Genomic DNA, 20,865 nt, shown 5'->3' with positions numbered 1-20,865 from the left:
CTTCCTCACAAGGACGCTTCCACCACATATCAGAAGATAAATATTTTTAATTTGAGGTGATACCGCAACGGAAAACAAAACCTACTCCCAGCAGATCGCGGAGATCAGCACCAAGCTGAGCCTTTCCGACATCGATCAGCGCACCCTTGACAACGCAAAGGTCTTCATGCTGGACTGTCTGGGCTGCATTCTCTCCGGCAGTCAGATCATCAACGCCAAGGTCATTCGTGAAGCGGTAAAGCACATCGCCCCCGACGGCGACTGCACTATTTTCGGCACCGGCGAAAAGACCAACACCATGATGGCCGCCCTGATCAACGGCACCACCGGCCACAGCCAGGACTATGACGACGACCACCGGGAAGGTACCCAGCACGCTTCCGTCGCTGTACTGCCTGCGGTTCTGGCACTGGCCGAAAAGTACGGTAAATCCGGGGCCGAGGTCCTCCTGGCGTACATCATCGGCTCCGACGTGACCATCCGCTCCGGCGAGGCCTTCCTTGGCACCTCCTATTACGCCGGCTGGCATTTGACCGGCACCTGCGGCGTTATGGGCGCGGCGGCAGGCGCAGCAAAGGTCATGGGGCTGGATGTCCAGCAGACAGTGGACGTCTTGGGCGTGGCCGGCTCTGCCGCCGGCGGTCTGGGCGCCTTTAACTCCAACGGCTCCTGGACCAAGCGGTTCCATGCCGGTCAGTCCGCCATGAACGGTGTACTGGCAGCCGAGATGGGCAAGGCGGGCTATTTCGCTCCCGCAGCCGTTTACGAGGACAAGGACGGCTGGCTCAACTGCTTCTCCTACAAGGGCGGCTCTGTCGGCTACGACCCCGTCCTCCCCGACGGCATCCAGGACGGCAGCAAGCTGGTTGAGAATTTCGGCAAGAAGTGGGAAATGGCCGACAACTCCATCAAACTCCACTCCTGCTGCCGCTTTACCAATAATTTCTGCGACTGTGCCATCGATATCCACAACCAGCCTGGATTCGACTGGACAAAGGTCAAGGCAATCCACGCCGAGTGCAACCGTTTCACCGACACCAAGCTGTGTCAGCCAGTAGATATGAAGCGTCATCCTCAGAACACCGTCAACGCGCAGTTCTCCCTGTTCTACGAAATCGCCTGCGGACTGGTGAAAGGGCGGGTAATTCCCGAAAGCTTTACGGAGGAGGCCATCAAAGACGAGCGGATCAACCATCTTTGCGATCTGGTAACCTGGGAGATCAATCCGGAGTTTGAGGCAGTCTATCCCGACCGGTATCCCGCCAAGGTCACCGTCACCATGGAGGACGGCTCTACTTATGTGGGCGAGGTCGCCTAGCTTACGTTGCCTTGTTCGCTTCGGATCTGTTCCACGATCCTGTGCTCCGCGGCAGCACTGGTAAAGTGTTCCCGCTGCCCCGGCAGGATCACATAGGTACCATTCACCACCCACACCGCTTTCTCCTCCTTTCCAAAAAGTTACTTTTTGTGTTACCACTTACTCTTCAGTCTTTTTATTTCATTTTATTGCACTTGTTATTTACCACTTATTTCCCCACTTTGTTAGTCAAAGTATATACCGTGGCGCTATTTTTTCAAGTAGAAATACAAGTTTATCAGTTTATGACAAACTTAATATTGTTTATATGTTTATTTTGACGAATTAAATTTTATGAAACTTTATTATGCACTCCGACTTCCTGTGAAACTTATTTGAAATATTGCAATCAACTTTCGTTTTGCTTGCATCCATTCCACAAGCATGTTATAATAGGGTCAACCATACAGCCCACGCTTTCTCTGTCAATCATTCCCTTACGCATCACGGAACTTATGCATCAGCGCCAAGCTCCGCTGAGAGCGGAGATGGTTTTCTGTGAATTTTGAATTATTTTGTTTGGGAGAGAGCGCCTATGAAATCAAAGACCATCTATGACATCGCCGATGCAGCCGGCGTATCTGCTGCCACTGTCTCTCGTGTGATCAACAATAAAAACCGGGTCTCCTCAGAGACCCGAAATAGAGTACTCAGCGTAATCAAGGAGTTGAATTATGAGCTGCCCTCCTCCGTCGCCAATCGGGGGACAAAGCCCTCCCTTGTAGGTATCGTCACCACGGATATCCTTTCTCCCCATTACGCCAGAGAGATCGACCGGCTTTCTCATTTCCTTCCTGAAATCGGCTACGCCCCGGTTTTTTGCAGCACCGGCCCCAGCGTAGCCAGCAAGCTGAAACACATCGAAATGCTGATCAGCCTGGGCTGTACTATTATTTTCTGCGTAGGATCCGTATTTCGAGATGTTTTCCAGGAAACTTCCGCCTTATCAGCGCACACCAACGTCAACTACATCATCAGCAACTGCGTGATTGTGGCGGATAACGTCTATTCCGTGATTAACGATGAGGAATATGCCATTAAGCTGTGCATTGATCATTTGATGCGTAAGGGACATCAGCACATCGCCTATGTAAAGGACGCCTCCTCCTTCAGCGGCCAGAACAAACTGAGGGCGTTCAAAAACAACCTCCTGCTCCGGGACAGCGCCATGCTGGATGAGCAGCTGATCGTCGAATCTCCCCGCGGCCTGGACGGTGGTCAGCAGGCCGCGGAGATGCTCCTGAATACCGGCAGGCCCTTTTCCGCCGTCATTTTCGGGGGCGATATCACCGCCATTGGTGGTATGAAATACTTCCAGCGGAAAGGCTATCGCATTCCGGAGGATATCGCGGTCATCGGCTTCAACAACAGCATTTCCTCTCAGTGCTGCACCCCCACGCTGACCACCACAAACGCCAATCTCACCTCCACGGTGGAGGCCATGATCAGCACGGTCAAGCAGCTGGAAAATGGCTCCACTCCTTCCCACCTGATTAAGGTCACCCCGGAGCTGATTGTCAGAGAAAGCACCTGATCCCCCAGTCAGGTCATACCGGCGGCCCGTCCCGCCCATGACGCGCCGCCTCTATTGAAACTTCCCCATACCCCATTCCCATATTCAGCCTTCATTTCTGTTCCACTTGCGTTTCCCCCCTTTGCGCCATAGTTGGAATCATGAAAGGAGCAGTATGAAAATGGGAAACTATGAGCATGTTCTGTCCCCCCTGAAGGTAGGAAAGGTCACCTTTAAAAACCGCATTGAATTCGCCCCTTCGTGCAATACCCTGGGCACAATGGACGGCATGGTTACCAACGAGATGATCGCTTATTACCGCCATATCGCCCGAGGCGGCGCCGGCATCATTACGCTGGGAGAATCCCCGGTCAACTACCGCGAGGCTAAGGGCCATCTGTTTGAGTTGGATCTGGGCAACGATCACGTCATCAAGGGACTGGCCGACCTGAACGAGGAGGTCACCCGCTATGGCGCCAAGCTCTCTCTGGAGCTCAATCACACCGGGCGGCACTCTCTGCTCAATCGGGATACCTGGGCCCCCAGTCCCATTCACGGAGAGATGGAGGTCCTGGCAGTCAAAAAGAACGGCGGAAAGTTCACCCACATCCGCACCATGGATCAGGACATGATCGACCAGACCATTGAGGATTTCGTCAGCGCCGTACTGCGGTGCAAGCGGGCTGGACTGGAAATGGTCATGATCCACGGCGCTCAGGGCCACCTGATCGGCCAGTTCCTCTCCCCCTTTACCAACCACCGCACCGACCGGTACGGCGGCAGTTTGGAAAACCGGGCCCGGTACGCCATCGATCTTCTGGACGCGGTGCGCAAAGCCGTGGGCCCCGATTTCATCATTGAATACCGCCACTGCGCCGACGAGCTGGTCAAGGGCGGTCTCGCCGAGGAAGAGTCCCTGGAATTCGCCCAGATGATCCAGGATAAGATCGACCTCATCCACATCTCCGCAGGGATGCACCAGGACTGGAGAGCGGCGGCAGAGACCATTCAACCCCAGTACTGGCCCCACAATTACCTGGTCCACTTTGCCGAGGACTTCAAAAAGGTCCTGCATATTCCGGTGGTCACCGTGGGCTCCATTAAAACCATGGAGGACGCCGAGGATATCATCGCCAGCGGCAAGGCGGACGTCGTGGCCATCGGCCGCTCTCTGATCGCCGATCCCTATATGGTGAAAAACGCTCAGCTGGGCCATACCGAACGCACCACTCCATGTATCCGCTGTCAGTTCTGCAACAACCGCTGCCGGGATATGTTTACCATCCGCTGCACCGTGAATCCGGTCATCGGCCGGGAACTCTTTTACGATCCCATCCCCGCCGCCCGTTCCAAAAAGAAAGTGGTCATCGTGGGCGGCGGTCCCGCCGGTATGGAGGCCGGCATCGTAGCCGCCCAGCGTGGGCATGAGGTCGTGTTGTTTGAAAAATCCGCCCAACTGGGAGGCACGCTCCGTTACGCCACCGGGCTGAGCATTAAATTCGACCTACGCAAGTACTTCAATTGGCAGGTTGAAAAGGCCATGAACACCCCTGGCCTGACCATAAAGCTCAACACCGAAGCCACCCCCGAGTTGGTAAAAGCGGAAAATCCGGATGCCCTGATCCCGGCGGTAGGCGCCAAGCCCATCATGCCCAAGGTTCCCGGCGTTGATCTGCCCCACGTGGTCTGGGTGGGTGATGTGGATACCGGTGCGGTCCAGGTAGGCAATAAGGTAGTGGTGGTCGGCGGCGGCACCTCAGGCGCTGAAACAGCTCTCCAGCTGCTGATGGACGGCCACCAGGTCACCATGATCGATATGCTGCCCTTTGACAGCATTACCCCCAATTATCCCCGGGGCCTCGCCTTTAAGCTGGAGGATTACCGATGCAATATGCTGGGCAGCGTTTGTCTGAAAGAGATCACCCCGCAGGGCGTATCTATCGAGGATAAAAATTGGCGGAGCACCCTGCTGGAGGCCGATACCGTCATTCTGTCCACCGGCTTCAAGGCGGATCAGGAGATGCTGGATCAGTTCAAGGATGTTCTTCCAGGCGAAACCTATCTTGCTGGCGACTGCGTCAAGCCCGGCACTGTTACCACCGCAAATCATGACGCGTTCAATATTGCGGTGGAGCTCTGAGCCATTCAGACAAAGCCCATTGTTCTCTTCTTCATCCATCTGGCAAAAGGCCGACCTGTCTGGGTCGGCCTTTTGCTATGTAAAGGTTGGAGCACGGACGTTCTATCCTTGCCATCCGCCCGAAATTCTAGTATAGTTTTCTCACCCTCCCACACCAACCGCCACACCCAGGGAGAATCCTGAAGAACGGAGCGCAAACCATGCTGTTAGGTGTTGATTATTATCCCGAGCAATGGCCCTCTCATATGCTGGAGGCCGATATGGACCGTATTCTTGAGTTGGGATGCAATGTGATCCGCATCGGTGAGTTCGCCTGGTGTCGGATGGAGCCAGTGGAGAATCAGTACGACTTCTCCTATTTCGACGGCGTCATCGCCATGGCCAGAAAGAAGGGCCTCCAGGTCATCCTGGGTACTCCCACCGCTACGCCTCCCGCCTGGCTCATTCGTAAACACCCCGATATCCTCTCTCAGTTTGAGGACGGTACTCCCCGTGCCTTCGGCGGCCGCCATGTTTCTTGCTACAGCAGCGTCCCCTACCGGGCGCACTGTGCCCAGATCATTACCCATCTGGCAGAGCATTACAAGAATGAGCCCGCCATCGCGGCCTGGCAGATTGACAACGAGCTGGGCCACGAGGGCAGCGACCAGTGCTGGTGTCCCCGGTGCCGGGCGGCCTTTCATAACTTCCTGAAAGAAAAGTTCAACGGGGACATTCAGGCCCTTAACCAGACCTACGGCACCGTCTTCTGGAGCCAGGAGTACGACCGCTTTGAGGATATCCCACTCCCATCCCCCACCATCACCACCCACAATCCCGCCCTGCGGCTGGACTGGGAGCGGTTTTGCAGTGAAAACCTCCGCTCCTTCGCCGCCTTCCAGGCTGATCTGCTCCGAGAGATCATTCCCGGGGCGGTGGTGATCCACGACTTCCCCGGCGGCGGCCTGAGCAAGCACGTGAGCTACGCCGACCTGGCCGCCTGCCTGGACCGCGTGGCCTACAACAATTATCCGGTGTGGGGTGGTCAAAAGGAACCCCTGCCTCCCAGTGAGATCGCCTTTGGACTGGACTACATTCGCGGCCTGAAGGGTGAAAATTTCTGGATCACCGAGGCCATTATGGGAGCCCAGGGCCACGACATCACCGGCTTTCTTCCCCGTCCCAATCAGGCCAAGCTGTGGAGCTGGCAGGCCATGGCCCACGGCTGCGATGGGCTGATGTACTTCCGCTACCGGGGTGCAACCAAGGGAGCCGAGCAGTTTTGCTACGGCCTTCTGGACGCCGACAATATCCCACGCCGCCGGTTCTTGGAGGCGCAGAGCTTCTTCCGGGAGGTCCGCCCCTATGAGGAAGCGCTTTCCACACCTGTCCGCAGTGAGGCCGCCATCCTGTACGATTACGACGCCCTGGCCTCCTTCCGTATCCAGCGGCAGAGCATCCTGCTGAACTGCCAGGCTGAGATGAAGCGGCTCCACGCAGTGTTCTTCCAGGCGGGCCAGAGCGTGGATGTGATCCCCGCCAGCCGGGACTTTTCCCGGTACAAGCTGGTGCTGGCGCCCAACATGATCGTGACTGACCCTGATTTTGCCGCCCGTCTGAAAGCCTTTGTGGCCGCCGGCGGGGTGGCGGTGGTGACCTACCGCACAGCGGTGAAAGATCGGGACAACAACCTGGTCTTCGGCAAGACCATTCCCGTGGATCTGGGAGATCTGCTGGGACTGTACGTGGAGGAGAGCGAGAGTCTTCAGGAATCTGACTGCATCCCCATTGTCGGGGAAACTGGTGGCGGCTCTGCCGGCGTCTTCCGGGACATGATCGTGCCCCAGGGTGCTCAGGTGCTGTGGCGGTATGACGATCCCTTCTACCGCCAGTACGCCGCCATCACCCGAAACCCCTACGGCCAGGGAATCGCCTACTATTTGGGCACCGCCCCAGACCAAACCGTCCTGGAACAGGTGCTCACCGAGGCCATGGCTCGGGCAGATATGGAGCGGCTGGACCTGCCTCAGGGGGTGGAGTCGATGCTCCGCGGCGAAGGGGACTGCCGGGTACGCATCCTTCTCAACCACAATGACGTCTCCGTCCACGCCCTGGGCCAGGCGCTGGACCCCTTTCAGGTCAAAATTCTCCCTCTATGACCCTCAAGCAGGGATAATGCGGGGACGCCGGGGAAAACTGAGATTCCGTTGCAAAAACAACAGAACTTCCAAGCAAGATTTGGTATGATGAGGCCATACCAAAACCACCCGGCGGCCGTATCACCGGACCGCTTTGTATGAGAAAAGGAGACAGATATGACGCATCCCAACCTCAATCCCCGGAAGGCCGCCATCATCGGCTGCGGCTTTGTAGGCTCCGCCACCGCTTTTGCCCTCATGCAGAGCCACCTGTTTTCCGAGCTGGTGCTCCTCGACGTGAATTTCGAAAAGGCTGACGGCGAGGCCAAGGACATTGCCCACGGCATCCCCTTTGCCGGGGCCATGAACATCTACGCCGGCACCTACGACGACATTGCCGACGCGGCGGTGATTATCGTTACCGCCGGGGCTAACCAGAAGCCGGAGGAGACCCGGCTGGATCTGGTCCATAAGAACGTAGCCATTTTCAAGGGGATCATCCCGGAGATTGCCAAGCGGGATTTCCAGGGTATCCTCCTCATTGTGTCTAACCCGGTGGACATCCTGACCTACGCTGCTTTAAAGCTCAGCGGCCTGCCGGAGCACCGGGTCATCGGCTCGGGCACCGTGCTGGACACCGCCCGGCTCAAGTATCAGCTGGGTCAGCACCTCCACGTGGACAGCCGCAGCGTCCACGCCTTTATCATCGGCGAGCACGGGGACAGCGAAATCGCCGTGTGGAGCAGCTCCAACGTCTCCGGCATCCCCCTCAACGATTTCTGCGAGATGCGGGGACACTATGACCACGCCGCCTCCACCAGAGAAATTGCCGAAAAGGTCAAAACCAGCGCCTATGAGATCATCTCCAAAAAACACGCTACCTACTATGGCATCGCCATGTCGGTAAAACGGATCTGCGAGGTCATCGTACGCAACGAAAAATCCATCCTGCCCGTGTCCACCATGATGCACGGGGAATATGGCATCGACGGTATCGCCCTGAGCATGCCCGCCATCGTGGGACTGGACGGGGTGGAGACCCATGTGCCCATCGTGCTGGACCAGGAGGAACAGGAACAGCTGCGCCGCTCGGCGGAGACCCTGCGGCAGGTTGCCGCCACCCTGGAGCTATAAGATCCGCGAAACGGCCGCCCTCGGGCGGCCGTTTTTGCATAGACGGCCCAGGCGCAGCAGATTCCTAAGAAAAAAATAGAGAAAAAGGACATATGGCCTTTTCTTTTGCGAGGCATTCCAGATATAATAGAGAATAAGGAGGTGCGGTCCTGTGGATATATTCAGCGCACTCCCGCTGCAGAAGCGCCGCGAGCTGGAGCTGTTGTTCCAAAACTGTACCGAGGAAGTCAAATACTACATGACCCTGCTGGAGATCGAGGCCGGTCAGACCTTTATCAAGGCAGGGACCGACTGCACCCATATCTTTATCATCCTCTCCGGCAAGGTTACCGGAGTGGAGTGGCCCATGCACGAGCGGCCCTATCCTTTCAAGGACTTTGGTCCTGGTGACTTTTTTGGAGAGATCGAATGCTTTGCCGGACTGACTCAGTACCGTATCAGCATCATCACCTCCACACGGTGCCGGGTGCTCTCCATCCCGGCGGATGTCTATATGGAGTGGATGCGGATGGATGTAGACGCCCTGTTCCTCCGTGCCCAGGAAAACATGCGCCGGCTCATCACCCAGACCGCCGAGGCCAGGAAATACCTCTTTATGGAAGGTAAGGACCGGCTGATGGTCCATCTGATCCGAAAATACGAGCAGCATATGCCCCCTCCCCGCCTGCTGGAGCTGCGGCAGACCAGACCCCAGCTGGCGGAAGAGATCGGCTTTTCCATCAAAACTCTTAACCGCAGCATTCAGAAGCTGGAGGAGCTGGGGCTCATTTGGCTCCAGCGTGGCAAGATCGTCCTTCCCCGAGAGGGCTACCTCCGGATGAAAGACCACATCGAACACCATATCAACGGCTAAGGAGGAACGCGCCATGTATGTAGGAAAAAGAGCCACCCGTGTGGACGCCTATGACAAGGTCATCGGGCGCACCCGGTATACCGACGACCTGTGCGACAAGGGTGCCTATGTAGCCCGGGTGGTCCACGCCACCATCGCCCACGGCCGGGTGAAGTCTATCGACGCCTCCGCCGCCCTGGCCATTCCCGGCGTGGTGGGAGTGTTCACCTGCTTTGATCTGAAAGAAAAGCACTACTTCCCCACCGCCGGCCATCCCTGGTCCACCGATGAGAGCCACCAGGACGTGGCCGACCGGCTGCTGCTCACCGACCGGGTCCGATTCTACGGGGACGACATTGCCGCCGTGGTGGCCGAGGACGAGGTGGCCGCCGCCCAGGCCCTCCGGGCCATCCGGGTGGAATATGAGGAACTGCCCTTCGTACTGGATGTAATGGAGGCCATGAAGGATGGCGCCCCCCAGCTCCACGACAACTACCCCAACAACATTCTCAAGCATACCACCATCCGCAAGGGCAATTATGAGGAGGCTATCAAAGAGCCCGGCCTCATCAAGGTGGAGGGCTGGTATTCCACCCCCACCGTTCAGCACTGTCACCTGGAAAACTTCATCTGCTTTGCCGAGATGACAGGCGACCGTATTAAGATCGTCTCCTCCACCCAAATCCCCCACATCGTCCGCCGTGTGGTGGGCCAGGCCCTAGGGATGGAGTGGGGCAAAATTCAGATCGTCAAGCCCTACATCGGCGGCGGCTTTGGCAATAAGCAGGACGTGCTCTACGAGCCTCTGTGCGCCTGGCTATGCACCCAGGTGGGAGGCCACCTGGTGAAGCTGGATGTGCCCCGGGAGGAGACCTTCGTATCCACCCGAGTGCGCCACGCCATCCGCAGCCATATCATCTCCTGGGTACGGCCTGACGGCACCTACGCCGCCCGAAAGCTGGAGGCCTTCTCCGACCAGGGGGCCTACGCCTCCCACGGCCACAGCATCTGCGCCAAGGGGGCGGGGGCCTTTCCCCAGCTCTACCCCTGCGACAATGTGGAGGTGGACGCCTACACCGTGTTCACTAACAAGTCGGTGGCGGGCGCCATGCGGGGCTACGGCATTCCCCAGGCCATGTGGGCGGTGGAATGCCACACTGAGGAGGTGGCCGCCCGGCTGGGCATGGACCCCATCGCATTCCGGCGGAAGAACCTGATGCCAGTGGGCTTTACCGACCCCTTCTCCAAAAATGAGCTGTACGCCGACACCTTTAACCAGTGCATGGACAAGGGCATGGAGGTCACCGACTACGCCCGCAAGTATCAGGAATACCAGAACCAGACCGGCGACGTGCGCCGGGGCATCGGCATGGCGGTGTTCTGGTACAACACCGCCGTGTGGCCCATCTCCCTGGAAACCTCCTCCTGCCGGATGGTACTCAACCAGGACGGCTCCCTCCAGGTCCAGGTGGGTGAGACCGAGATCGGCCAGGGAGCCGACACCGCCTTTGCCCAGATGGCCGCCGACGTGGTGGGAGTGCCCATGGACAAGATCCACATCGTCTCCTGCCAGGATACCGACGTCACCCCCTTCGGCACCGGGGCTTACGCCTCCAGGCAGACCTACACCGCCGGCTTCTCCATCCGCCAGACCGGTGCCCTGCTGAAGGAGCGCATTTTGAACTACGCCCAGGAACTCACCCGGATGCCCCCCTACAACCTGGATATCGTGGACGGGCAGATCGTCCGGTCCACCGACAGCCGGGTACTCATGAGCTTGGGAGATCTGGCCACCGAGGCTCTCTACTCCCTCACCCACAGCCAGCACCTCACCGCCGAGAGCACCGCCCAGATCAAGTCCAACGCCTACTCCTTCGGCTGTACCTTTGCCGAGGTGGAGGTGGATATTCCCATGTGCAAGGTGAAGCTGCTGGACCTGGTGAACGTCCACGACGCGGGCACCATCATCAACCCCGCCCTGGCGGAGGCCCAGGTCCACGGCGGCATGAGCATGGGCATCGGCTTCGGCCTGTCGGAGAAGCTGCTCTTCGACCCCAAGACCGGCAGGGCCCTAAACGACAACCTACTGGACTACAAGCTGTCCACCTTTATGGACCACCCTCGGCTGCGGGCCTTCTTTGTGGAAAATCCGGAGCCCACCAGCGCCTTCGGCACCAAGGCCCTGGGGGAACCCCCCACCTGCTCGGTAGCCCCCGCCATCCGCAACGCCGTCTATCAGGCTACCGGCGTCTTTGTGGAGGAGGCCCCCCTGAATCCCCACAACCTGTTCCGCTATTTCAAACAAGCGGGTTTGATTTGAAAGGAGGCTCCCGGCCATGTATGACATCAAAGCCATTTACGAGGCGGAGAGCGTAGCACACGCCGTCCAGCTGCTGATGGAGCACCCCCAGGCCCAGATCATTGCCGGCGGCAGCGACGTGCTGGTGCAGATCCGGGAGGGCAAGCAGGCCGGCGTGGAGCTGGTGAGCATCTACGGCCTGGATGAGCTGAGAGGGGTGTCCTTCGAGGCCGACGGTACCATCCGCATCGGCTCCCTCACCAGCTTCTCCCACATCACCAGAGACCCCATCATCCAGACCCACATCAACGTGCTGGGCCAGGCGGTGGACCAGGTGGGCGGCCCCCAGATCCGCAACATCGGCACCATTGGCGGCAACACCTGCAACGGCGTCACCTCCGCCGACTCGGCCTCTACCCTCTTCGCCTGGGACGCCATCATCGAGCTCACCGGCCCGGGGGGTGTGCGGCAGCTCCCCATCCAGGACTTCTACATCAAAGCCGGCCAGGTGGACCTGCGTCCCGGGGAGCTCCAGACCGGCATCCTCATCCCCAGGGCGGCCTATGAGGGCTACCAGGGCCACTACATCAAATACGCTATGCGAGAGGCTATGGATATTGCCACCACCGGTTGCTCTGTGAATGTGAAGCTGTCGGCAGACAAGGGTACCATGGAGGACGTGCGCATTGCCTACGGTGTGGCAGGACCGGTACCCATGCGGGCCCCCACCGCCGAGGCCTTGGCCAAGGGCAAACCCACCTCCATCCAAGCGGTAGAAGAAGTGGCCAAAGCCGTGCTGGAGGATATCCACCCCCGGGACAGCTGGCGGGCCGCCAAAGATTTCCGCCAGCACATCGCCGTGACCATGGCCCAGCGGGCCCTGACCCAATCCATCCAACTGGCAGGAGGTGCGGTCCATGAGTAAGCAGTACAAGCTGGTGCGCTGCACCATCAACGGCAAGCAGGTGGAAAAGATGATCGACGTGCGGGCCTCCCTCACCGATATGCTGCGGGACGACTACCGCCTCACCAGCGTAAAGAAGGGCTGCGAGGTGGGGGAGTGCGGTGCCTGCAACGTACTCATCAACGGGGAGTGTTTCAACTCCTGTATCTATCTGGCCATCTGGGCCGACGGCAAGGAGATCCTTACCCTGGAGGGACTGGCCGGTCCCAATGGCGAGATCTCGGACATCCAGCAGGCCTTCATCGACGAGGCGGCGGTCCAGTGCGGCTTCTGCACCCCCGGCTTTATCATGAGCGCCGCCGAGATCCTGGAGTCCGGCCGGGAGTATACCGACGATGAGATCCGCAAACTCATGTCGGGCCATCTATGCCGGTGCACTGGCTATGAGAACATCTTCCGGGCGGTGAAAAAGACTATGCTCCGCCGTCTTGGCAAACACGCTGAGGCTGACCAAATCCTGACCTAAACATAAAATGCCCGCCGCGGACAACCGCGGCGGGCATTTTGTGTCTGTGTTTAAATGACATAGGGAGCCAGCCACTGGAAGCAGCCTACGACAATACAGGCCAGCACCAACATGAGCAGGGCCCATTTCAGCACGGCGGAGAGCACCTTGCTGTCCTGGCCCACCAGATCCACCGCCGCCACGGCGGTGGCGATGCATTGGGGGGATAGAATTTTGCCGATGCCAGCACCCACCGAGTTGGCTGCTGCCAGCCAGTAAGGAGAGGCCCCGATGGCGGTTGCCGCCTCCGACTGAAGCCGGCCCAGCAACACCTCCGTGTTGGTACCGCTGCCGGTGACAAAAGCCCCGATGGCAGCGATGATGGGGGAGACGAAGGGATAGAACACTCCGGTGAGGGAGACAAACAGACCGGCCATATCAGAAATCATACCGGAGTAGGTCATGATCTTGGCCACCGCCAGCACCGCCATGATGGTGACGATGGTGCGGCTCATCTGCTTTAGGGTGGCCAGGAAGGTCTGCCACATCAGCTTGCCGCCGGCCTTCTGCACAATGCCGCCAATGATGGCTGCCACAAAAATGACCACGCCAGGGGTATTTACCCAACTAAAGGAAGTGAGGCCGGCGTTGGCGGAGGTGCTGATCTTCACCGAGGAGGCAAACTGAGCCAGGAAGCTGTTCACCGGCGGCACCAGTTTGGAAGTGAGCAGGAGGAGCACAAAGATGAGCACGAAGGGCAGGAAGGCCACCATAGGGGACATCTCTCCCGGCTTAGCTTTCTGCACCGCGCCGCCGGTCATGTCATACTCCTTGGGCACCGCTTTGCCTTTGCGCAGCCCAGCCAGGAAAAGGGTGCAGGCCAGGGACACCACGCTGCCCACCACCACGGTGAGCTCGGGGCCCAGGAACCGGGAGACCAGCAGCTCAGGGATCACGAAGGACAGTCCCGCTGCCAGGGTGATGCCTACCACCCCTTTCAGGGCACGGATCCCGCCGCCGCCGGCAATGACCATCAGGAAGGGCATCAGGATCATGAAGGGAGTCATCTCCACCACGGTGGTAAAGGACAGTGGGATGGCCTCCAGGCCGGTGACGTTCACCAGGGTGGTGGTGGGGATGCCTACGGACCCGAAGGCGGTGGGGAAAGCGTTTGCCAACATGCACACCAGGCAGGAGAGCACCGGGTCCATGCCCATGCCGGCCAGCATACCGGCGGGGATAGCCACAGCGGTACCGAAGCCCGCCATGCCTTCCAGGAAGCCACCAAAGCACCAGCCGATGAGCAGGATGATCACCCGCTTATCCCCGGATACGTTGGACAGCAGCCGCTTGATTACGTCCATTGCGCCGGTGCGCAGGGACAGGTTGTAGGTAAAGATGGCCGCGATGATGACCAGAATGATGGGCCACAGGGCAGCGGCAAAGCCCTCCAGCGCCGAGGTGGCGCAGTCTATCGCCGGCATCTGCCACAGAGTCAGGGCCAGGACGGCAGCAATGACCAGGGCAATGAGGCAGGCCCGGTGTCCCGGCATTTTCAACACCGCCAGGGCAATGACCAGCCACAGGATGGGCAGCAGGGTAAGTACGGACATGAGCAATTCCATGGAAACGGGACCTCCTTCGTCTCGCGCCGGAATATTCGGCGCTCTCGTTTTTTGGTGCTACCACTTTCAATAAAAAAAGATGCTCTTGCCGGTCCGCCCCCCTCCTGCCAGCGCAGATCAGGGGGCAGCACACTCGGGCTCCCCCTGCTATTGGTTACTGTCATTATAGGATTTTCTGTGAGAAATGTCTATCTTTTTTCTACTACACAGATTAAAATCGTCAATACGTCAAAACGCCCTCTTGTTTTTTGGGCATTTGTGAGAAAATGCAAACTGGGGATTGCAATTTTCCGAAAGTGTGATAAAGTGTTGTCAGTAAAAAGTGGTCACACCAATCCGATGCACACCACCACAGACCAAGGAGGTAATCCAGATGGCACTTACCATTCCCTTTGGCAAAGCCGGTATGACCCTTCACGCCGACCTGTCTCAGGCGGAGGTCCTCACCTCCCACATCGGGGAGCTCACCGCCGCCGACACCGAGGACGGCCTGGTACTGGCGGCTATGGCCGCCCCCATCGGCTCCAAGCCACTGGCCGAGCTGGCCGCCGGGAAAAAGACCTGCACCATCATCATCAGCGACCACACCCGCCCCGTCCCCAGCAAGCATATCCTGCCCCACATGCTGGCTGAGCTGCGGAAGGGCAGCCCCGACATCCAGATCACCCTGCTGGTGGCCACCGGCTTCCACCGCCCCACCACCAAGGAGGAGCTCATCGGTAAGCTGGGGGAGGACATTGTGGCCAACGAGGCCATCGTCATCCACGACAGCCGGGATGCCGCCGCCAATGTGAAGATCGGGGTGCTCCCCTCCGGCGCCGACTGCGTCATCGACCGGCTGGCGGTGGACACCGACCTGCTGGTAGCCGAGGGCTTCATTGAGCCCCACTTCTTCGCCGGCTTCTCTGGCGGGCGCAAGAGCGTGCTCCCCGGCGTGTGCGACCAGGTCACCGTACTGGGCAACCACTGCTCCAAATTCATCGCCTCTCCTTATGCCCGCACCGGCGTGCTGGACGGCAATCCCCTCCACGCCGACATGCTGGCGGCGGCCAAAATGGCCAAGCTGGCTTACATCGTAAACGTCATCATCGACGAGGACAAAAAGGTAGTGGCCGCCTTTGCCGGCGACCCGGAGACCGCTCACCGCAAGGGCTGTGACTTCCTGCTGGGCTACTGCCAGGTCAAGCCGGAGCGCCGGGGCGATATCGTCATCTCCAGCAACGGCGGCTACCCCCTGGATCAGAACATCTACCAGAGCGTCAAGGGCCTCACCGCCGCCGAGAGCGCCGCGGCGGAGGGCGGGGTGCTCATCATGGTCAGCTCCTGCATGGACGGGGCCGGCGGGGACAGCTTCTATCACGCCCTGCGGGACGCCTCCTCCCCCCAGGCCCTGACCCAAGAGATCCTGGCTACCCCCCAGGAGCACACCAAACCCGACCAGTGGGAGTTCCAGATCCTGGCCCGGGTGCTGTGCAAGCACCGGGTAATCTACGTCACCGTCCCCGAGCAGCGCCAGACCATCCTGGACATGAAGATGGAATGGGCCCCCGATGTGGACGCCGCCCTGGCCATGGCCCGGGCGGACAAGGGGGAGGACGCCCACCTGGTGGTCATCCCCAACGGCATTTCCGTTATGGTACGGGAGTAAGCCCCGTTTCAGGATCCATACAAATCAACAAACCTGATGCGAATATTGGAGGAGGTTCTACAGTATGGCTACGTACAATCCGGTCACCCCTGAGATCATCGCCCAGCTGGAGCAGATCGTTCCCGGCCGCGTGGTGGTGGGCGACGACGTCAATCCCGATTACGCCCGGGATGAGATGCCCATCTACGGCGTGAAAATGCCCGAGGTCTCCATCGACGTGCTCACCACCGAGGAGGTGGCCGGCATCGTCAAGATCTGCTACGAAAACAACATCCCCGTCACCACCCGTGGCGCCGGCACCGGCCTGGTAGGCGGCTGCACCCCCATCTGCGGCGGCGTGGTGCTATGCACCATGCGGATGAACAAAATTCTGGGCTACGACCTGGAGAACTTCGCCGTTACCGTCCAGCCCGGCGTGCTGCTTCAGCAGCTGGCTGACGACGCCTTGACCCACGACTGCCTGTATCCCCCCGATCCCGGCGAGAAGATGGCTACCCTGGGCGGCAACGTGGCCACCAACGCCGGCGGCATGCGGGCCGTAAAGTACGGCGCCACCCGTGACTATGTGCGGGCCATGACCGTGGTCCTCCCCACTGGCGAGATCACCCATTTCGGCAGCACCGTGTCCAAGACCAGCTCCGGCTACAGCCTGACCAACCTGATGATCGGCTCCGAGGGCACCCTGGGTATCATCACCGAGCTCACCCTGAAGCTCATTCCCGCCCCCAAGGCCACTGTCAGCCTCATCGCTCCCTTCGAGGATCTGGACGCTTGCATCTCTACCGTGCCCAAGGTGTTCATGAACCACTTCAAGCCCCAGGCCCTGGAGTTCTTTGAGAAGGAGATTCTCATCTCCTCCGAGGAGTACCTGGGCAAGCAGGTCTTCCCCCGCAAGATCGACGGCGTGGAGGCCGGCGCCTACCTGCTGCTCACCTTCGATGGGGACTCCATGGACGAGCTGGATCCCATCGTGGAGAGCGCCGCCGAGATGCTGGTGGAAGAAGGCGCCCTGGACGTGCTGGTGGCCGACACCCCGCCCAAGCTGAAGGACGCCTGGGCCGCCCGTTCCTCCTTCCTGGAGGGCATCGAAGAGCAGACCAAGCTGCTGGACGAGTGCGACGTGGTGGTGCCCGTGAACAAGATCGCCCCCTACGTGGCCTATGTCAACGAGATCAAGGGCGACTACGACTTTGAGGTCAAGTATTTCGGCCACGCCGGCGACGGCAACCTGCACATCTACACCTGCTCCAACGATATGGCCGAGGACGAGTTCCGGGCCCAGGTGGACAAGTTCCTCAGCTCCATCTATCAGAAGGCCATGGAGTTTGGCGGCCAGATCTCCGGCGAGCACGGCATCGGCCTGGGCAAGGTGAAGTTCCTGGCCGAGGCGGTGGGTCCGGTGAACATGGCCCTCATGCAGGGCATCAAGAAGGTCTTTGACCCCAAGATGATCCTCAACCCCGGCAAGGTCTGCTGCACCCTGTAAGCGCTGAGAAAGGAGCTTTGCTATGAATATTCTGGTATGCATCAAGCAGGTCCCCGATACCACGGAGATCAAGATTGATCCCGTTACCAATACCCTGGTCCGGGACGGCGTCCCCAGCATCATCAATCCTTTTGACGGCTATGCCCTGGAGGCCGCCGCCCGGATCAAGGACAAGGACCCCGACACCAAAATTGTGGTGCTCTCCATGGGCCCCTCTCAGGCGGAGGCCGCCCTGCGGGAGGCCCTGGCCATCGCCGCCGACAAGGCCTATCTGGTCACCGACCGCATCTTCGGCGGCTCTGACACCCTGGCCACCAGCTACATCCTCTACAACGCCATCACCAAGGTGGAGGAGCTGGAGGGGGCCAAGTTTGACGCCATCTTCTGCGGCAAGCAGGCCATCGACGGCGACACCGCCCAGGTGGGCCCCGAGCTGGCCGAGTACCTGGACTATCCCCAGGTGACCTACGCCCTGGAGGCCACCGCCGAGGCGGGCGCCCTCCGCATCCTGAAGGAGGGCGAGGACGGCAACTATGTGGTGGGCGTCAAGACCCCCTGCCTCATCACCTACACCAAGCCCTCCTTTGACCCCCGCTTCCCCACCATCAAGCGGAAGATGGCCGCCCGGAAGGCCACCATTGAGAAGCTGACTTCCGCCGAGCTCACCAGCATCGACCCCGCCCGGGCCGGTCTGAAGGGCTCCCCCACCAAGGTGAAAAAGACCTTTGTGCCGCCCCGCAAGGAGGCCGGCGTCATCATCAAGGAAGAGACCGGCGAGGAGTCCGCCCAGAAGCTGTTCACGCTGCTGAGCGAGTCCCACGTGATTTAAGGGAGGCGTGCAATATGGAAGCGAAGACCAAAGACCTGTGGGTATTTGTTGAGACCAAAGAGGACGGCTCCGCCAAGAACGTGGGCATCGAGCTGCTGAATCCCGGCCGGGAGCTGGCCGACAAGCAGGGCGGCAAGCTGGTGGCCGTGGTCATCGGCAGCGGCGTGGCCGCCGCTGTGGAGGACGCCGCCACCCACGGCGCCGACCAGGTGCTGTACATCGACGGCCCCGAGTTCGCCCAGTACTCCACCGACGCCTATGTGGCCGCCCTCTATCACCTGATCGACACCTACGGCCCCACCACCATGCTCATCGGGGCCACCCCCAACGGCCGGGACATGGGGCCCCGGCTGTCCAGCCGCCTGCAGACCGGCCTGACTGCCGACTGCACCGGCCTGGCCATCGACGAGGAGACCGGCTGCGTGGCCTGGACCCGTCCCGCCTTCGGCGGCAACCTGATGGCCACCATCCTGTGCACCGATCACCGGCCCCAGCTGGGCACCGTCCGCCCCGGCGTGTTCAAGAAGCCCGCCGCCGGCGAAGCCAAGGCCGAGACCGTGAAGGTAGACTACTCCTTCCCCGCTGAGAACATCCGCACCGAGATCCTGGAGGTCATCAAGGAGACCGCCGGGGAGCTGGTGGACCTGGAGGGCGCCGACATCATCGTCTCCGGCGGCCGCGGCGTGGGCAGCGCCGAGGGCTTTGCCCCCATCCGTGAGCTGGCCGAGGCCCTGGGCGCCACCGTGGGCGCCTCCCGCGCCGCCGTGGACGCCGGCTGGATCTCCCACTCCCACCAGGTGGGCCAGACCGGCAAGACCGTGGGCCCCAAGCTGTACATCGCCTGCGGCATCTCCGGCGCCATCCAGCACCTGGCCGGCATGAGCTCCTCCGATGTGATCGTGGCCATCAACAAGGACGCCGACGCCCCCATCTTCGGGGTGGCCGACTACGGCATCGTTGGCAACCTCTTTGAGGTGGTCCCCGCCCTCACCGCTGAGATCAAGAAGCTGAAGGGCTAAGCTCCCTCCACCACCCATCGGACAGCGGCGGCTGCCGCCGGCGCCCACCCGGCCGGGGCGTCCCCTCGCCCCTCCCCTTCACCCTTCCGCCGGTTTCCGGACCGCCCGCTGCCCTCAGTAATAAGGAGTGCTGCATTATGAATTTTAAGTTCAACGAAGAAGAGCAGGAAATCATTGACATGCTCCATGACTTTGCCGTCAAGGAGGTGGCTCCCCTGGCCGCCGAGATCGACGAGCAGGAGCGCTTCCCCGAGGAGACCTGGCACAAGCTGGCCGACATGGGCATGATGGGCATCGCCTACCCCGAGGAGTACGGCGGCGCCGGCCTGAGCTACCTGGCCTACATCGCCTGCTGTGAGGAGCTGGCCAAGCACTGCGCCACCACCTCCGTCATGGTGTCCGCCCACTCCTCCCTGTGCTGCTGGCCCATCGAGCACTTCGGCACCGAGGAGCAGAAGCAGAAGTACCTGCCCGGCCTGTGCTCCGGCGAGCAGCTGGGCGCCTTCGGCCTCACCGAGCCCGGCGCCGGCACCGACGCCGCCATGCAGAAGACCACTGCCGAGGACAAGGGCGACCACTGGCTCATCAACGGCTCCAAGATCTTCATCACCAACGCCGGCTATGCCTCCGTGTTTGTCATCTTCGCCATGACCGACAAGTCCCTGGGCACCAAGGGCATTTCCGCCTTCATCGTGGAGAAGGGCACCCCTGGCTTCTCTGTGGGCGCTCATGAGAAGAAGATGGGCATCCGGGGTTCTTCCACCTGCGAGCTGATTTTCGACAACTGCAAGATCCCCAAGGAGAACCTGCTGGGCGAGGTCGGCAAGGGCTTCAAGATTGCCATGATGACCCTGGACGGCGGCCGCATCGGCATCGGCGCCCAGGCTCTGGGCATCGCCCAGGGGTGCATCGACCAGACTGTGAAGTACACTCAGGAGCGCATCCAGTTTGGGAAGCGCATCAGCCAGTTCCAGAACACCCAGTTCCAGCTGGCCGACATGCAGACCAAGGTGGACGCCGCCCGGCTGCTGATCTACCGCGCCGCCCAGGCCAAGCAGGACGGCGAGCCCTACAGCCACCTGGCCGCCATGGGCAAGCTGTTCGCCTCCGAGACCGCCAGCGACGTGACCCGCCGCTGCGTGCAGCTGGTGGGCGGCTACGGCTACACCCGCGAATATCCCTTTGAGCGCATGATGCGCGACGCCAAGATCACCGAGATCTACGAGGGCACCAGCGAGGTGCAGCGGATGGTCATCTCGGGCTGGATGGGCGTCAAATAATTACCTTTGTGAATAAACCGCTTGCCCGGTTTATTCAGTGGAATTGTCTCCCTCCATATTCCAACTGCGGCGGCGCAGACGGGGCCTGATCCAACCCCGTCTGCGCCGCCGCGCCTGTTCTCCCCCGGCTTTCAGTTGTAAGAGAAATTTTTTTGTGCTACAATAATGGCTTGGTTA

The 20,865-nt window shown here is 60.1% G+C and carries 15 protein-coding genes; 14 read left to right on the top strand and 1 reads right to left on the bottom strand.

The features are described 5' to 3' along the window. Positions 1-94 precede the first annotated feature (94 nt). The 9 genes from H6B51_RS18275 (at position 95) to xdhC (ending at position 12,822) form a co-directional block, all read left to right on the top strand. Positions 95-1,318 carry an MmgE/PrpD family protein gene (locus H6B51_RS18275; protein WP_204881841.1) on the top strand — a complete coding sequence of 408 codons (1,224 nt, stop codon included), beginning with the start codon at positions 95-97 and terminating at the stop codon, positions 1,316-1,318. Positions 1,319-1,892: 574 nt separating this feature from the next. Next, positions 1,893-2,891, top strand: a complete 999-nt coding sequence (locus H6B51_RS00475) for a LacI family DNA-binding transcriptional regulator (protein ID WP_204881808.1) — start codon at positions 1,893-1,895, stop codon at positions 2,889-2,891. A 160-nt stretch (positions 2,892-3,051) separates the two neighbouring features. Beyond that, a complete protein-coding gene (locus H6B51_RS00470; protein WP_204881807.1) occupies positions 3,052-5,010 on the top strand; it encodes an oxidoreductase in 1,959 nt (652 codons plus the stop codon). 200 nt (positions 5,011-5,210) lie between these two features. Beyond that, on the top strand, positions 5,211-7,148 hold the full coding sequence (locus H6B51_RS00465; RefSeq protein ID WP_204881806.1) for a beta-galactosidase: 1,938 nt from the start codon (positions 5,211-5,213) through the stop codon (positions 7,146-7,148). Between the two features lie 156 nt (positions 7,149-7,304). After that, complete coding sequence (locus H6B51_RS00460; protein WP_204881805.1) at positions 7,305-8,261, top strand: L-lactate dehydrogenase; 957 nt, start codon at positions 7,305-7,307, stop codon at positions 8,259-8,261. A gap of 151 nt (positions 8,262-8,412) precedes the next feature. Then, complete coding sequence (locus tag H6B51_RS00455) at positions 8,413-9,114, top strand: Crp/Fnr family transcriptional regulator (protein ID WP_204881804.1); 702 nt, start codon at positions 8,413-8,415, stop codon at positions 9,112-9,114. Between the two features lie 13 nt (positions 9,115-9,127). Beyond that, positions 9,128-11,413 (top strand): xanthine dehydrogenase subunit XdhA, encoded by a 2,286-nt coding sequence (gene xdhA, locus H6B51_RS00450; protein WP_204881803.1) that lies wholly within the window; start codon positions 9,128-9,130, stop codon positions 11,411-11,413. 16 nt (positions 11,414-11,429) lie between these two features. Next, positions 11,430-12,317 (top strand): xanthine dehydrogenase subunit XdhB, encoded by an 888-nt coding sequence (gene xdhB / locus H6B51_RS00445; RefSeq protein ID WP_204881802.1) that lies wholly within the window; start codon positions 11,430-11,432, stop codon positions 12,315-12,317. After that, positions 12,310-12,822 carry a xanthine dehydrogenase subunit XdhC gene (gene xdhC / locus H6B51_RS00440; protein ID WP_204881801.1) on the top strand — a complete coding sequence of 171 codons (513 nt, stop codon included), beginning with the start codon at positions 12,310-12,312 and terminating at the stop codon, positions 12,820-12,822. The genes xdhB and xdhC overlap by 8 nt, the downstream gene beginning before the upstream one ends. A 50-nt stretch (positions 12,823-12,872) precedes the next feature. Here xdhC and H6B51_RS00435 read toward each other — a convergent pair whose 3' ends face one another. Further along, the gene (locus H6B51_RS00435) at positions 12,873-14,426 is read right to left on the bottom strand and encodes an L-lactate permease (RefSeq protein WP_204881800.1); all 1,554 of its coding nucleotides are present in this window, start codon (positions 14,424-14,426) and stop codon (positions 12,873-12,875) included. Between the two features lie 373 nt (positions 14,427-14,799). On the opposite strand from H6B51_RS00435, the gene larA reads away from it, so the two are divergent. The 5 genes from larA (at position 14,800) to H6B51_RS00410 (ending at position 20,688) form a co-directional block, all read left to right on the top strand. Further along, on the top strand, positions 14,800-16,074 hold the full coding sequence (gene larA / locus H6B51_RS00430; RefSeq protein ID WP_204881799.1) for a nickel-dependent lactate racemase: 1,275 nt from the start codon (positions 14,800-14,802) through the stop codon (positions 16,072-16,074). A 64-nt stretch (positions 16,075-16,138) separates the two neighbouring features. Next, positions 16,139-17,560: an FAD-binding oxidoreductase gene (locus tag H6B51_RS00425; protein ID WP_204881798.1), complete on the top strand. Its 1,422-nt coding sequence runs from the start codon at positions 16,139-16,141 to the stop codon at positions 17,558-17,560. Positions 17,561-17,582: 22 nt separating this feature from the next. Further along, positions 17,583-18,389, top strand: a complete 807-nt coding sequence (locus H6B51_RS00420) for an electron transfer flavoprotein subunit beta/FixA family protein (RefSeq protein WP_204881797.1) — start codon at positions 17,583-17,585, stop codon at positions 18,387-18,389. Positions 18,390-18,403: 14 nt separating this feature from the next. Beyond that, positions 18,404-19,408 (top strand): electron transfer flavoprotein subunit alpha/FixB family protein, encoded by a 1,005-nt coding sequence (locus H6B51_RS00415; protein ID WP_204881796.1) that lies wholly within the window; start codon positions 18,404-18,406, stop codon positions 19,406-19,408. A gap of 137 nt (positions 19,409-19,545) precedes the next feature. Next, a complete protein-coding gene (locus H6B51_RS00410; RefSeq protein WP_204881795.1) occupies positions 19,546-20,688 on the top strand; it encodes an acyl-CoA dehydrogenase in 1,143 nt (380 codons plus the stop codon). The last annotated feature ends 177 nt before the right edge of the window (positions 20,689-20,865 follow it).

Source organism: Pseudoflavonifractor phocaeensis (assembly GCF_016901955.1).
GTDB lineage: Bacteria > Bacillota > Clostridia > Oscillospirales > Oscillospiraceae > Flavonifractor > Flavonifractor phocaeensis_A.
The sequence above is the reverse complement of the archived record's forward strand: the minus strand, read 5'-3'. Positions and strand labels throughout refer to the sequence as shown.

What these genes read in the sequence shown, in the direction of transcription:
- larA (WP_204881799.1), top strand. Translation starts at nt 14,800, where the DNA reads ATGGCACTTACCATTCCCTTTGGCAAAGCCGGTATGACCCTTCACGCC.
- H6B51_RS00465 (WP_204881806.1), top strand. Translation starts at nt 5,211, where the DNA reads ATGCTGTTAGGTGTTGATTATTATCCCGAGCAATGGCCCTCTCATATG.
- H6B51_RS00410 (WP_204881795.1), top strand. Translation starts at nt 19,546, where the DNA reads ATGAATTTTAAGTTCAACGAAGAAGAGCAGGAAATCATTGACATGCTC.
- H6B51_RS00415 (WP_204881796.1), top strand. Translation starts at nt 18,404, where the DNA reads ATGGAAGCGAAGACCAAAGACCTGTGGGTATTTGTTGAGACCAAAGAG.
- xdhC (WP_204881801.1), top strand. Translation starts at nt 12,310, where the DNA reads ATGAGTAAGCAGTACAAGCTGGTGCGCTGCACCATCAACGGCAAGCAG.
- H6B51_RS00460 (WP_204881805.1), top strand. Translation starts at nt 7,305, where the DNA reads ATGACGCATCCCAACCTCAATCCCCGGAAGGCCGCCATCATCGGCTGC.
- H6B51_RS00435 (WP_204881800.1), bottom strand. Translation starts at nt 14,426, where the DNA reads ATGGAATTGCTCATGTCCGTACTTACCCTGCTGCCCATCCTGTGGCTG.
- H6B51_RS00475 (WP_204881808.1), top strand. Translation starts at nt 1,893, where the DNA reads ATGAAATCAAAGACCATCTATGACATCGCCGATGCAGCCGGCGTATCT.
- H6B51_RS00470 (WP_204881807.1), top strand. Translation starts at nt 3,052, where the DNA reads ATGGGAAACTATGAGCATGTTCTGTCCCCCCTGAAGGTAGGAAAGGTC.
- H6B51_RS00420 (WP_204881797.1), top strand. Translation starts at nt 17,583, where the DNA reads ATGAATATTCTGGTATGCATCAAGCAGGTCCCCGATACCACGGAGATC.
- H6B51_RS00425 (WP_204881798.1), top strand. Translation starts at nt 16,139, where the DNA reads ATGGCTACGTACAATCCGGTCACCCCTGAGATCATCGCCCAGCTGGAG.
- xdhA (WP_204881803.1), top strand. Translation starts at nt 9,128, where the DNA reads ATGTATGTAGGAAAAAGAGCCACCCGTGTGGACGCCTATGACAAGGTC.
- xdhB (WP_204881802.1), top strand. Translation starts at nt 11,430, where the DNA reads ATGTATGACATCAAAGCCATTTACGAGGCGGAGAGCGTAGCACACGCC.